We start from the raw sequence: 14446 nt of genomic DNA on the forward strand, positions 1-14446 counted from the left end.
AATAGACTAGCTGAAATGTAATTAATCAGTTATTTTGTAGGTAGTTACAAAATAACTACTATAAATGCCCGAGTTGCTCACTTATTCCTATTATACGATTTGTAATCGTATGGCATTAATTTTTAAATACAAAAAAGGATAAATTTGTATGTTTTTTAAAAAAAGTAAATTTGTTATTTCTTTAGCCATGACGGCTACCCTTGCTGGTTGTGGCGGTGGTGGTTCTGATGCTGCACCTGCACCTGATAAACCTGACCCTATAGTAGTTAATACGATTTCTCTTACGGGTAAAGTTATTGATGGGTACGTGTCAGGTGCTACGGTTTGGTTGGATTTAGATGGTGATAGTAAGTTTGATAAGCAAACTGAGCCGTCAGTAGTTTCAACTGAATCAGGTAATTACAGTTTTGAATTCACTGAAGAACAAGCTTCTTGTGTACCTTACTCTACCATGTATGTCGATGTGCCTGTTGGTGCTATAGATGAAGATTTAGGCGAGGTTACTGAGGCATATCAAATGTCTTTTCCCCCATCTATAGAGCCTTTATCAGATGATGATATTCGTAATATATCGCCATTAACGTCTGTTATTTGGGGGCAATTACGACGTCAATTGAAAGGGAGTGGCAAGGGAAACTTAACTTGTGATGAACTTAAAGCTGATACTGATTTACGTCTTGAGCTTAAGCAAGAAATTGAAGATGTAATACTAAATCTGATTGCTCATTACAATTTATCGGCTGATCAAATTTATTCAGATTTTATTGCGAATAATGACAGCGCCGCTTATGGCAAAGCTCAGTCTATTGTTACGGGCTTAAAAGCTGCTTATAAACATAAAAAAGCCTTGGAAAAAGAATATCCAACTGCTGCCGAAATTCGAGTTGTTATCTATCAAGACAAAGATAAAGATGAAGAGTACAACTTTACTGATGCTTGGTATCGCGATGAAATTATTTATATGGGCACTGAAGACTTTATTGAGTTTGTGAAGCTTAAAGATACAGGGTCATTAAAAAAAGTTGATGTTGTTTTAGCTAAATTTCATGAGGTGGGAATTAGCTGGGGCGACCAGTCACTCAAAGGTTGGCTAAGTATTCGAGAAGATGTATATATCAATGCAGACCAAACATATCGCTGTGGCAATATTGAGCGTGTTAGCTTTGAAAAAGAGGGAATTCACTATGAGCTTGGGAATTCAATACCCACAGTCACTTTCCCAACACTTGAAGAGTGTATAAATACCAGTTTAGAAAACCCTTATGAGCGTAACTTTAACTTACGTTACTCTGAAACTGATTATGAGTATGGTGCAGAGTTCTATTTCAGAGACATGAATGCTGACTTTCAAACTTTATCTAATTGGGTAAATGTTAAAGAGAAGGTTGCAGATCTAGTGCCAGCAGATTTCTTTACTGCTTTTGATGCAATGCCTTATCGATTTGATGATGAAGTTGCAGTTGATGTTAGTTACTGGCGTAAAAGCAAGGCAACAGGTAATGTAGTGATACATAAAAATGATGAAGGAAAGTGGCGTAAAGAAACGAAGCAAGAGGACGGCACAACTGTTTATGAATGTAGTGTTGACGGTGTTAACTGGGGAGACTGTCCTTAATCGCTTTTTTATTTAGGTGGCTTTAATTAAATACCAGCTTCATGCTGGTATTTTTATTTTTGGCTGATGATATACCTCAATGCTCAATGGCTTTCTAAATATTACGCCACTACATAGGGTATCTAAAAAGGTAAAGTTGTTTAGCAATATCGATATAAATTTAATAATAAGTATATTCGCTTAACATTAGATATTACCCTAGCATGTCATTGAGTGAGGTACGAAGTAAAGTACATCACTTAAAGGTTTGTTATTAGGCCACACCAGTCGCGCCTCGAAGTTTTAATTCAGCGATATAAATTTAACTCTGTCGGTTACTAATCAAGAAGCATATTTTATCGTTCTTGATAGGTAACCGATATATCTAGCTAAGACCTATTGTTGGTTATCCATTTTTTCAATAGATATTGGTATTGATTTATATGTTGGGGTACCGCATTCGTCAGCGATACTTTCTAACGGCACTAAGGGATTTGTTTCTGGATAATAGGCAGCCACACAGCCTGGGGGGATAAGGTATTCAACAATTTTAAAATTAGAGAGCGAACGTTTTATGCCATCGTTTGATACCGTTGTTATTTTGACATGATCTCCATTTTTTAATGCCTGTTTATCTATATCTTTTGCACTCATAAAGATGATATTACGTTCACCATATACACCACGGTAACGATCATCCATTCCATAAATAGTGGTGTTGTATTGATCGTGTGAACGCAGTGTTTGCAGCGTTAGTACCGGCTTTTTAGTCATTAACTGTGCACGCTCATGTACTAATTGGTCTGGTAATCTAGCATCACTAAAAATGGCTTTTTTTATTGGAGTACGCCAATGACGTTGTGCTGCTGAATTTTCTAGGTGGAAACCTCTACCTGCTTTTATTCGGGAGTTATAGTCATCAAAACCGGGTATAACAGCACTTATTTCTTCACGAATTAACCCGTAATTACCGGCCAGCGTATTCCAGTCGACTATTTTATCGCCTACTGATGCCATGGCTATTGCAGCAACAATGGCTGTTTCTGAACGAAGAGTGTTAGCTGCTGGTTCATTTTGACCCGTTGAACTGTGTACCATACTCATTGAGTCTTCTACCGTAATACATTGTTCGCCGCTAGATTGACGATCTATTTCTGTACGGCCCAAACACGGGAGAATTAGCGCACGTTTACCTGTTATCACATGGCTTCGATTTAATTTAGTACTGATTTGTACGGTTAAGTCACACTTTTTTAAGGCCATGTGAGTACGCGTGGTATCAGGTGTTGCCGCAGAAAAATTGCCGCCCAAGGCAATAAATACCTTAGCTTTACCCTCAAGCATGGCATGAATAGACTCAACGGTATTAAAACCATTATCACGAGGAACATTAAAAGAGTAACGATTCTCTAGTGCATCAAGAAAGTCCATTGACGGATTTTCATTGATCCCCATAGTACGATTACCTTGCACATTTGAATGACCGCGTACCGGACATGCGCCAGCCCCTGCTTTGCCAATATTACCCCTGAGCATTAGTACGTTCACTAACTCTCGTACTGTAGCGACAGAGTGGCGGTGTTGGGTAATACCCATCGCCCAAGTGAAAATAACCTTATTACTACTGGCATAGATTGTTGCTATCTGTTCAATATTTTCTCGAGTCAAACAACATTGGTCAAGAATTTTGTCCCATTCGCTTGCCGCAACACTTTGTTGATATGCTTCAAAACCATGACAATGTTTATTGATAAACTCGATATCGAGTACTGATTTATCATGCTCAAATCTTTCAAATAAACATTTAGCGACGCCACGTAATAACGCCATGTCTCCGCCTAAGCGAGGGGTGAAATAATATTGACTGATGGTAGTCCCCGTTAAGAAGATCATTTCTTTTGGGCTTTGTGGGTCTGAAAACTTTTGCAATCCACGTTCTTTTAAATTGTTAACGGAGACAATTTTAGCTCCGCGTTTACTTGCCTCACGCAAGGTTCCCAACATACGAGGATGATTAGTGCCTGGGTTTTGGCCGAAGACAAAAATGGCGTCAGCTTTAGAAAAGTCGTCCATAGTCACCGTACCTTTACCTGTACCTAGACTATTTGTCATGCCTATGCCAGAGGCTTCATGACACATATTAGAGCAGTCAGGAAAGTTATTTGTGCCTAATACTCGACCAAATAACTGATATAAGTAGGCCACTTCATTACTCGCTCGACCAGAGGTATACAATAATGCTTCATTGGGGGAGGAAAGTTGCTGCAGGCTAGTGCCAATGATTTTAAAAGCTTCTTGCCAATCAATTGGCTGGTAGTGATCACTTATTCCATCGTAATACATTGGTTGGGTTAAACGGCCACTTTTCTCCAGTGAATGATCATCCCATTGTTGTAATTCTGTTATTGAATACTGTTTGAAAAAATTGCTATCAACACGTTTACTGGTGGCTTCCCATGCAATGGCTTTAACGCCATTTTCACAGAAGTCTACTTTCCCGGCAGTGGTAGAATCACCCCATGCACAACCAGGACAATCAAAACCACCTGGTTGATTTGCTTTGAGTAATGCTTTAACGCTTTTCGCGGCATTTTCACTTTGAATTAAGTGTTTAGCTGAGCTTCTTAGTGCTCCCCAACCACCAGCAGGTGAAGAATAGGCAGGATTGTTTTTTGATGACTTAGACATATAAATCCTTTATTAGGCGTAACGTTTTAGTTGCCCATGTTGGAAGCAAAATAAGGCTATTTGAGATTTGCGAGCTGAATTAACAGCTAAGTCAGTCGGCTGTGCTAGCGTGACTAACGTTGTCAGAGATAAGCGAGCAGCCTTGGCAATTAAATCATGACTGCAGCGGCTTGTTATCAAAGCAAAACCATCATGAGTCAGTAATTTTTTATGCGACAAACAACCTAGCAATTTATCTAACGCTGAATGACGACCCACATCCTCTCGAAAGGCGATCATTTTAGCAGATAAATCAAAAAATGCAGCGCAATGATTTCCTCGGATACTCCCCGATTTTTTTAAAATACTAGGTAAGGCATCTCTTGCTTGAATAATAATTTTCTCAGAGGGTAATTGAAACGATTTTACCTCTTTTTGATGAGGCTGATTTAATGACATAGCAGCTTCAATAGAGTCTAGACCACAAAGGCCACAGCCACTTGGCCCAGCCATCGTTCTGCGTCGTTGCTTCAATCGATGCTGAACTCGTGCTAAAACCAGAATATCAACTTGCCATCCAGAGATATGTGAATGAACAATGATATCTAAAACTTCGTTAACCGAATGAATTAAGCCTTCGCTTAAACTAAAACCAAGTGCAAAGTCTTTTAAATGCTCAGGAGATGCCATCATTACCGCTTGGCTAATGCCATTAATACTAATTGCAATAGCTGCCTCGTTAAGCTGCGCTTGGTGCAACTCTTTCTGAGGAAGTTCAGCAATTTGTTTAGTGCAGCTAAGATGCTCTATAATAACATTCTCCAAAGTGTTTTTATCTTAAAAGAGTGGCGTTTTGCCATACTATCGACAAAACCATTCTATTATATAATAGGACCAGTAAGGTTTTTAATTACCTCAAGCATATTTTCTCGAACGCTCAGTGCTTTCAACCATTACACTAAAATCTATAGTATTAATTTCTCTCCAGACATCATCATCAATTTCAATACCATATTCAACAGTAAATTCTTTGTATTTTAATGTACCCAATCGTACTTAAATGTATGGGAGAGTTACTTTAGTGATCTAATTAAGTAGTTGATATAAAATTTTATAATTTTTTTGACGTCCATCTTTGGGGGCATTAGGGGGGTAGAATTTGAGTCTCTCTATCTGCACCAAATACAGGTTCAATAAGAACCAATGAAAACTGAAAGCTCCAAGTTATATAGGGTTTTCAGTTTTTTATATCCAAAATGATTTGATAATATACTTTACACTGTCATTTTATTTTTAATGTGCTTAGTGCCAAACACGACTATTGGATACCTTCCAATTCTGGATTAACAATGACTACTGTGCTTTGACTTTCTTCAACAGGTTTTTTAATACCATCAAAGGCATATTGCTCGCTTATTTCTATTGCTTCAGCCACATCTAGTAGCTCTTGAACAAGAGCATCACGGATCACAACTAATCCAATGATTGAACCAATAAATATAATTGTTGCCAAAAATACCATTTCAGCGGTAACTGCAAAACCTGCCTGCTTTCTAATATTAATCATAGTAATTCACCCCTGAATTGATATTCTTTGTTAGCTATGGGCTGTGAATATTACAAAGCATTATTTATGCCAGATAATATATCAAGAATTATTAAGGTGAAGTGTTAATAATTCTTGATAGCTTTGACAGGCGTCACTTATATACTTTTTTCTTTTATTATCGAGTAAATATTTGTCAAATATGTATTTTATTAAAGTATTGTGTGACTGATTATTAGCTTTTTTCATAAAGTATAGCTAATAGTTAGAGTCTGTGTGTTTGATGTTAATCGATATTTATACAGTCGACAAAGATACTGGAGGAGCTAATAACTGTGAATTAAATCTCAATACTTATATTTTGCTTAAACGAGCGGCTTATTTTCTCTAGAACAAAAAATTGATGGATTTTTTGAAGTTGTTTTTACACTATTTGGAAAACTTAGTATGGGTAATTTAATATATTACTTTTAGCAATTTGGTTTTTATTCTGATTTGCAATTTGCAACTCAAATTGACTTTTATGATTATATCTAAAATCAATAATTTTTAATTATTGATTTTAAACGTTAAATAATAGGCTTTATAATGGAACGTTAATTGCTTTGATTAAGGATAATATCGTTTTTTCATTAAAGGTGAACATCATTTTGGAAAATTCAAGAATTGATATATTAGAATTGGTTCAATGTGTAGGAGCTATGTTGATAGCTCAAATGGGGCGACCCGTTTGTTGTCGATTGCTAAACCAAACCAGTTTTAGTCGAGCTATGGTTGACCTTGATGCAAATAAACTGACAAAACAGCTTGCAGAAGACATTCAACAGGCTATAGATAGTGTCGAATATGGTGTCACTATAAAATTCAGTGTTGTTGATGATCACATGCACTTTGATTTTTACTGTGATGACCAAAGTGAAAAATATTTTAGCACTATAATTTCTGGTAAACCTAAACTAGAAGAAAGCCTGCCAGAGCTGATTGGTGAGCCAATTAAAGTCCGTATTCAATCAGACGACAGATCATTACAACATTGTTTTCGTTCGTTTGAACAAGGCCTTAATATTGAATGTATAGCGCAATCATCAAATGAAACAGCTGATTCACCTTGCCATATCGAAATTAAAGATTGTCGAGCTACGTCTGACGTTTATGCTAACTTAACTAAAACAAATAGTCATTCAACGATTGTATTGCGTACTATGCAACAATTGCAGGAGCGTGAGCGTACGGACGAGATTTCACTATATTGGCCATTTTTTGATAGTGATTTACATAACCTTTTGGGTGACATTAAGCATTTACGTAAACTTAGAGTTTTTGTTGCAGACGATAGTCAACCCAGTAAAATGACGACAATAATCATGCTAGAACATCTAGGTTGTATTCTTACTGGTGCAGATGATGGTATTGAAGCGTTGGAGTTGACCAGCAAACAGCCATTTGACCTTATATTTTTAGATGAACGGATGCCCGGTTTACTTGGTAGTGATGTTGCAAGCCAGTTACGTGATGGTAATGGCGTAAATGCTAATACGCCGAAAATTTCGCTGACAGGGATCACCGACAGAGATTCTGTTGCTGAGTTATATAGAAAAGGTATTACTCATCATATTGAAAAGCCTATTACAAAGTTAGTGTTAGAAAATTTTTTACAACAATATCGTAAAATTCAACTTGCACAAGTAAATGAAACTATTGGAGTTTAAAAGATGAATAATTTATCCCATACCGCACTAGTTTTGATAGGTTATCAAAATGATTATTTTTCACCACAAGGTATTTTATATAGTGTGATTGAAGAATCATCAAGAGTGACGGGAGTACTTGAAAATACGCTTACGTTACTTAGTGAGTATGGGCGTGATTTTGGGATGGTGGTCAACACGCCCATTCATTTTACCGCTGACTACAATGAGCTAGCAAATCCTATAGGTATTCTTAAAGTCATCAAAGATGTTGGAGCCTTCAAAGAAAATACGTTTGGAGCAGAAGTTATTCCTCAACTGTCTAAATTTGATGATTTTGTTACTATAATTCCAGGTAAGCGAGGATTGAATGCATTTTCTAATACAGATTTAGCGAAGTTACTTCATGATAAAGGTATTACCGATATCGTGTTTGCAGGCACAGTTACTTCCATCTGTATCGATTCCACTGCGCGTTCCGCAATAGATTTGGGCTTTAACGTAACAGTTCTGGATGATTGTACCTCTAGTCGAACACCTTTTGAACAGAACTTTTATTGCACCGAAGTTTTTCCTTTATATGCCAATGTTTGTCACTGGTCACAATTAGCTTCAACTAAATAGCATAGGATGTCAGCGTGGATAACAGCAAAGAGCTCCAAGTACAAATCCAATATGCCCTAATTGAGAAGCTATCAAAAAGCCAGCAAGCTCACGCTAAATTACTGTCGTTGTTAGATGAATGTATATTTGAATGCGATAATAACTTTACGCTGACCTATTTAAACTCAGCCTGGAATAGGCAATTAGGGTATACCGATAACGAATTATTGGGTTGTGCTTTACCAACTTACTTGCATGAAAAAAGTAAAGAATCTTTCTGTAATAACATGGCTGAAACAGTATGTGAAAAAAGTGATCCTAAGCGAGTTGAGGTTTTACTTAGAGATAAATCTGGTGAATACCGATGGTTTGAAATGCGTATGGTTAGAAACGCTGAAGAGGGGTTTATAGGATCTTTGTTCGATATTCAAGCTCATAAAGATATGGAAATCCGCTTACGCTTTAAAGAAGAAGCACGAAAATTATCTTTGGTTGCAAGTCACACCAACAACTTGGTGATTATAACAAATGAATGTGGTGAAGTTGAATGGGTTAATCGCAGCTTTGAAAAACTATCTGGGTACTCTTTTGAGGAAATTAAAGGCCAGCGACCAGGAAAGTTACTACAAGGGCCAATGACTGATCAGAACGTTGTTACAGTTATGTCTGAAGCCATTAAAAATAAGGAGAATTTTAACGTCGAAATTATCAATTATAATCGCGATGGTGAGCCTTATTGGATCGCAATGGATGCATCACCAGTAAAAAGTAAAAATGGTCAAGTTAGCCACTATATTGCGGTCCAATCTGATATTACCCAACGAGTAAAAGCTGAACAGTTGGCATCTGCTGCTGAAAACAGTTATCGATTAGTAGTCGATAATATTAGTGAAGTTGTTCTGCGCCTTCAACCAGACGGACGCATTGCTTTTATGAATCATGCATGGAGTGATTTAATCAAGTTGCCTGAAAGTCAATGTATGGGTAAAGAGATCACTGAATTTGTTAGTGGTGTTAACCAACCAATTGTTATTAAGGCTTTGAACCAATTTGCCAATGGCGTGCACAACACATGCAGATTAGAATTACAGATGAGATGTGCTGGCGGTTCCCATACTTGGGCAGAAATGAGTATGACGCCAATTGTTGATCAAAATGGTGCCTTAATTGCTATTGCCGCTACGCTTGTTGATGTTGATGAGCGTGTAGCAGCAGCATATGCATTAAAAGAGGCCAAGCAGCATGCTGAAACCCTTGCTGTTGCAAAAAGTCGTTTTCTGGCTAATATAAGCCATGAAATTCGCACCCCACTAAATGCCATGATTGGCTCAAGTGAAATATTACAAGATACTGGGCTTAATCAAGAGCAACAACGCTTTGCTGATATGATCCAATCGAGTGGAAGTGCATTATTAAGTATTCTTGACGACGTGTTAACCTATTCACGTTTTGAAGCTAATGCGGTCACACTTGAGCATCGAAAATTCGACTTAGGTATTTGTATAGATGAAGCTATTGATATTTTGTCTGACAGCGCGGTTAAGAAAAAGCTGAAACTGATTTTGTGTATTGATGCTAATGTACCAATGAACGTCATAGGTGATAATGTTAGACTTCGCCAAATTTTAATTAATCTTCTGGCCAATGCTATTAAGTTTACGAGTATTGGAGAAATTAACATTCATGTAGCATACAAACCCACAGAAAATAACCAAGGTGTTCTTTCAATCAAGGTTATTGATACGGGTATTGGCATTGCTGAAGAAAAAATGTCTCAGTTATTTGAACCTTTTATGCAATCTGACGTGTCTACCACTCGTCAATTTGGCGGTAGTGGTTTAGGTTTGGCCATCTGTCATCAAATTTGTGAAGCTGCAGGAGGAACAATTAGAGTCAATTCTAAATTAGATAAAGGTAGTACTTTTTGTATTGAAATTCCAATTGAGATTGATATTTCTGTTCCACAAAATCAATTACCTTTACTACCAGATAACCGCAACAATATTGTTTGGTTAATTGGGAATGATAATAATCTAAACGATGCAATTAAGCAGATATTCAAACGTTACAAAGTAACATATAAAGTGTTTAGGTCCACCTCAGAATTACCTGATCCTTCTATTGGGTTAGCTGACTTTTTGGTAGTGACTGAGCCGGCTCAAAGCGATAGTTGTAGAAAGTATTTAAAGCCTTACTTCAGCGATGGCTCCACACCTTGTTTGATAATATTGGATCTGCTGGGCAGTGGTAAATTCACTCATTGGCACAGTAAAAATGAATTATTGGTTAATGGCCCGATCAAAGTTTCTCACATTAGTAGGATTTTGGAGCAGTTGCATGAGATGTTAGGGAAGGCTAGTATCAAGTTATATGACGCACTCAGCGTTAATAAGAGTGATATTAATTTTGGTAATGCGACTATTTTAGTTGTGGAAGATAACCAACAAAATCAAATTATTATAGAACAATTTTTAATATCTTGCGGATGTCAGGTGCTAATCGCTAACCAAGGCGTTGAAGCGTTACGCATGTTGAAAAATTCTGAAATTGATTTAGTGCTCATGGATATCCAAATGCCGGTAATGGACGGTCTAACCACGACTACTCATATACGCTCAAGCGATGAGCACTTTAAGCATGTACCTATTATTGCGGTGACTGCTGACGCAGTCTATGGTGACAAAGAGCGTTATATGAAAGCTGGTATGAATGATTTCTTGCCTAAACCTGTTATTCGCAAAGAATTACATCGCTTGTTAATTAAATACTTACCTGAACATAAAAAGCAAAAAAATAATGAAACTAAAGTTCAACGATTGTTAAAAATGCGCACACTTGTTGCAAAATGCCTCTTATAATCTACATATTTGCAAAACGCAATTCAATATAAGAATGTTCAATTTCATTTTCCATGTAGATAAATTCCTTTCTGATAATAAATTTTAAATATAATTTATAACCTACTGTTTTATAATAATTAAATCTAAATCCTTAAACTAATCTCCAACTTGGTCTAAATGTTGCGATATAGCTAGTAACCGCCGTATCAACAAACACCATAAGTATGTAGCTGCGGACGAATGTAACAGGAGAGCATTATGAAATTTTTTAAATTAGTTTTGATTAATTATATTTGGTTATTAGCTTTATTCTCAACGGTATGTGCAGCTGATGGCCTGAAATTTGTAGAGACCGCAGACAGTAAAAAGTCCAAAGAAACTAGGGAACTAGTGCAGTGGACACACAGTCGATTAGTCTTCAATAAACCGCTTGAGCGAATTGCTGTTGGGCAAGAAGAAACTTTACAAGTAGAAGTACTGAGTAAAAATGAAGCTTTAGCATTGGCCAAAAAAGTGGGCCGAACTAGTGTTATGGTTTGGTATACTGATAATACATCAGAAACTTTTCTATTTACTGTTACTTCAGATTTAAGTGTATTACATCACGCCATTAAAGATATTCATCCTAACATCTCGTTGACACTAGCTCCTGATCGTAATGCGCTAGTGTTACGTGGAAAAGTACCTACTATTAAATACCGAATAGCAGCTGAAGCGGCGGCCCGTAACTATTTCGAAGCAGGTCAAGGAGACAATGATAATGTTTTGCTGCAGTCATCGGCAATTGCATCATTGGTTAATAATTTGCGTATGCAGGACAAAGATGTTCAGCATACGCTAAAAAGAAAGACTAAATCAGCCGCTATTATAAACTTAATCAAGGTTGAAATATTACCTGAAGATATTGTTACTCGGGTGAAAAATAATATTAACTTAGTGGGGGGCGAGTCTGTCACTGTAACACGTGTTCAGCATGGAGATGTTCCTAATGCTAATCAAGACACTTTATTACTAAAAGGTTATGTAGATAACCAAGTTGAATTAGTTAGAGTACTTACTGTTGCATCTAGACTCGTGACCGGAGAAGAAAGTAAAAAATCTAAAGAAGCCATTATTACGATTCTAGCGAACGAGTCAGGCGGGCTGTTTACGAGTAATAGCAAGAAAAGCTCAGCTGGCCCGGCAGGACTTGGTATTAGTGGTTCGTCTGGATCCAGCGGAAGTTCAGATAATAACCTTGCTTCAAATATTGGCCGCGCGAAATTATTGTCCATTGCTGGAGGTAAATTATTATCGGTGATTGAAGTACGAGATTTACCGCTAATTCGCGTCTCGGTTCAAATGTACGAAGTTAACCATCGTCGCTTGAAACAGTGGCGTCCAGATTTTTCAGTACTTAGTAAGGGCTATGATAAAACGAGTGGTAATTTTGGCTTAGCAGGAGCTAGCCCTAATGAATCATCATCGACAAAAGTTAATAATGCCTTGCAGGTGTTAGGTGGCGGGCTAGTAAATAATTTGCAAGTAGCAGGTAAAGATTTTGCCTTTGATTTATTGTTTTCAATGTTAGAAGAGGAAGGAATATCTAAAACCTTATCTCGTCCTACTTTAACTGTATTAGCTGGTGAATCAGCTGTATTTTCAGCAGGTGGTGAAGTGCCTGTACCAACTGCATTTGCACCAAGTGGCATTGTAAGTGGTGATGAAGTTGGGGCGAATACTTCTGGTGTTTTTAGTGGGACAACATTTAAATCATTCGGCGTTCAGTTACAGGTTCGCGCTATGGTCGACGAACATGACCGTATTACTTTGGACTTAAACCCGACAATTTCTACACCTGATACGCTTCTAACTCAGGAAATTTCGAGTAGTACAGGTAGCGGATTAAATACCTCAGCGTTTAATGTTAGAAGTATTAGCACATCAACACGTTTGCGTGATGGACAACCTATGGTTATTGGAGGGCTGGTCAGTCGTGACATTAACAATAATCGAGACTTTATACCTGGTGCGAGTCGCGTGCCGGTACTTGGAAAATTAGCAGAGTCAACTTCCGATTCAGATACAGAACGTGAGCTATTTATCATTGTTACACCTACCATCGTTCGTGAGATGAAGCATGAAGTCAACTTATGGCAGTTCCCTTCAACTGAGTTTCTACTACAAAAATCGGTTTTTAATGTCAACCAGGCATTCAATGCCTCAGAAAAGGAGACAGTAAAATGAATATTAAAAAATTATTTTCAATTTGTATGATATTCAGTGGTTTATTTATCACTGGCTGTGCGAACAAGAGTACAAGTAACCAAGTTTATGCGCCCAATGAGCAGTTAGATGAGCTTTTAACTAGGTATGTAAAAATAAAAGTACCTAAGCCTAAGTGTCAAACTCGAACGCAACAATTAATAAAGTGTCGAATGACATCATTTAACCGCGAAGAAATGTGTTTGAATAACCTCGCAAGCAACTCTAATTGTAAAAAAGCGAAAGATCATAATTTAATCGATGTTAAAGCGTTAATGATTAATCTTAACTGTCATGATAATAGTAAACCGATAGTTGATTGTTTTCGATTTGCATCTGAATTGAACGCCTTGTATCTGAAATATCCAAATCATAAGCGAATTATGATGACTAGTGCATTAGTGGAATTTGAAATTGGTAACACTAATACAAGCCAGCAGTTATTAGATTTGATTTTGTCTAAGCGTGGTGCATTTCCTGAAGCGGCTATTTTGCGCAGTAGAATAGCAATGGAAGAAGGGAACTTGACTTTAGCCAGAACAATAGTCAAACGACAGTTGAGTGTAACACCCTATAATCCGCACCTTTATGAACTTCAAGCGGCATACTATTATCTTGAAGGAAAATATACTAAAGCATTACAAGCTATAACATCAGCCGAACGCTTTATGGAAAGTGATTGGCGTATTAATTACCACAGAGGCATAATTTATGAAGCGCAGCAGCAGTGGTATAAAGCTTGTAAGGAGTATACCGGTGTACTAAGAGAACAGCCAGATAACCAGATGATGAGTGCAAAAATACTGTTACTAAGAGAACATATTGGTTGTTATGTTAATCCAGCTTAGCATTTGAAATTGGTGGTAACCCCCTAATACTACCACTTATTAAATAAGCCCAAACCGTTTATTAAGCGCTTGGGTTTTTTATTTTTTAGCGCACAGTCATCACAGTAATTGTCGATAAATTTCAAGTTATTCATACTAATTTCATAAAATTTTTCTCATGTGAACTGGTTAAGATAGACCAGCCAACCAATGCTGCACGCGTGAATGTGAGTACTTAAGTTCTGTCTGGAACTAAAGGCTCAATCACCGTAAATCGTGAGAGATCATTCTAGCTCATAATCTTGATTTATTTTTTCTTCATACATCAAGATCAAAACTTCATGGTATTTATTCATTAAATTTGCTTTGCAAATTGCTAATCAATTTGTCACTTTAGCTTTAGATAGTGATCCTCTTGGTATTGTAAACTTAAATAG

The 14446-nt window shown here is 37.2% G+C and carries 9 protein-coding genes; 6 read left to right on the forward strand and 3 right to left on the reverse strand.

The window, feature by feature from the left end; translation table 11 throughout:
• Positions 1-148 precede the first annotated feature (148 nt).
• Complete coding sequence (locus tag H4J75_RS06450) at positions 149-1615, forward strand: hypothetical protein (RefSeq protein WP_182221665.1); 1467 nt, start codon at positions 149-151, stop codon at positions 1613-1615.
• A 375-nt stretch (positions 1616-1990) separates the two neighbouring features.
• Here the strand turns inward: H4J75_RS06450 and H4J75_RS06455 are convergent, their stop codons facing one another.
• The 3 genes from H4J75_RS06455 to H4J75_RS06465 all read right to left on the reverse strand — a co-directional run bounded on the left by H4J75_RS06455 (position 1991) and on the right by H4J75_RS06465 (position 5828).
• Complete coding sequence (locus H4J75_RS06455; RefSeq protein ID WP_182221666.1) at positions 1991-4282, reverse strand: FdhF/YdeP family oxidoreductase; 2292 nt, start codon at positions 4280-4282, stop codon at positions 1991-1993.
• Between the two features lie 12 nt (positions 4283-4294).
• Positions 4295-5086, reverse strand: coding sequence for a formate dehydrogenase accessory sulfurtransferase FdhD (fdhD, locus tag H4J75_RS06460; RefSeq protein WP_182221667.1), 792 nt, complete (start codon positions 5084-5086; stop codon positions 4295-4297).
• Positions 5087-5579: 493 nt separating this feature from the next.
• A complete protein-coding gene (locus H4J75_RS06465) occupies positions 5580-5828 on the reverse strand; it encodes a hypothetical protein (RefSeq protein ID WP_182216371.1) in 249 nt (82 codons plus the stop codon).
• Between the two features lie 680 nt (positions 5829-6508).
• On the opposite strand from H4J75_RS06465, the gene H4J75_RS06470 reads away from it, so the two are divergent.
• The 5 genes from H4J75_RS06470 to H4J75_RS06490 all read left to right on the forward strand — a co-directional run bounded on the left by H4J75_RS06470 (position 6509) and on the right by H4J75_RS06490 (position 14030).
• A complete protein-coding gene (locus H4J75_RS06470) occupies positions 6509-7516 on the forward strand; it encodes a response regulator (protein ID WP_182216373.1) in 1008 nt (335 codons plus the stop codon).
• Positions 7517-7519: 3 nt separating this feature from the next.
• A complete protein-coding gene (locus H4J75_RS06475) occupies positions 7520-8119 on the forward strand; it encodes a cysteine hydrolase family protein (RefSeq protein ID WP_182221668.1) in 600 nt (199 codons plus the stop codon).
• A 14-nt stretch (positions 8120-8133) separates the two neighbouring features.
• Positions 8134-10956, forward strand: a complete 2823-nt coding sequence (locus H4J75_RS20385; RefSeq protein WP_182221669.1) for a PAS domain-containing protein — start codon at positions 8134-8136, stop codon at positions 10954-10956.
• A gap of 240 nt (positions 10957-11196) precedes the next feature.
• Complete coding sequence (locus H4J75_RS06485) at positions 11197-13164, forward strand: pilus assembly protein N-terminal domain-containing protein (protein ID WP_182221670.1); 1968 nt, start codon at positions 11197-11199, stop codon at positions 13162-13164.
• Positions 13161-14030 (forward strand): M48 family metallopeptidase, encoded by an 870-nt coding sequence (locus tag H4J75_RS06490; RefSeq protein ID WP_182216379.1) that lies wholly within the window; start codon positions 13161-13163, stop codon positions 14028-14030. Before H4J75_RS06485 ends, H4J75_RS06490 begins: the two co-directional genes overlap by 4 nt.
• Positions 14031-14446: the final 416 nt, after the last annotated feature.

Origin of the sequence: Colwellia sp. BRX10-1 (assembly GCF_014077545.1) — a bacterium.
GTDB lineage: Bacteria > Pseudomonadota > Gammaproteobacteria > Enterobacterales > Alteromonadaceae > Colwellia_A.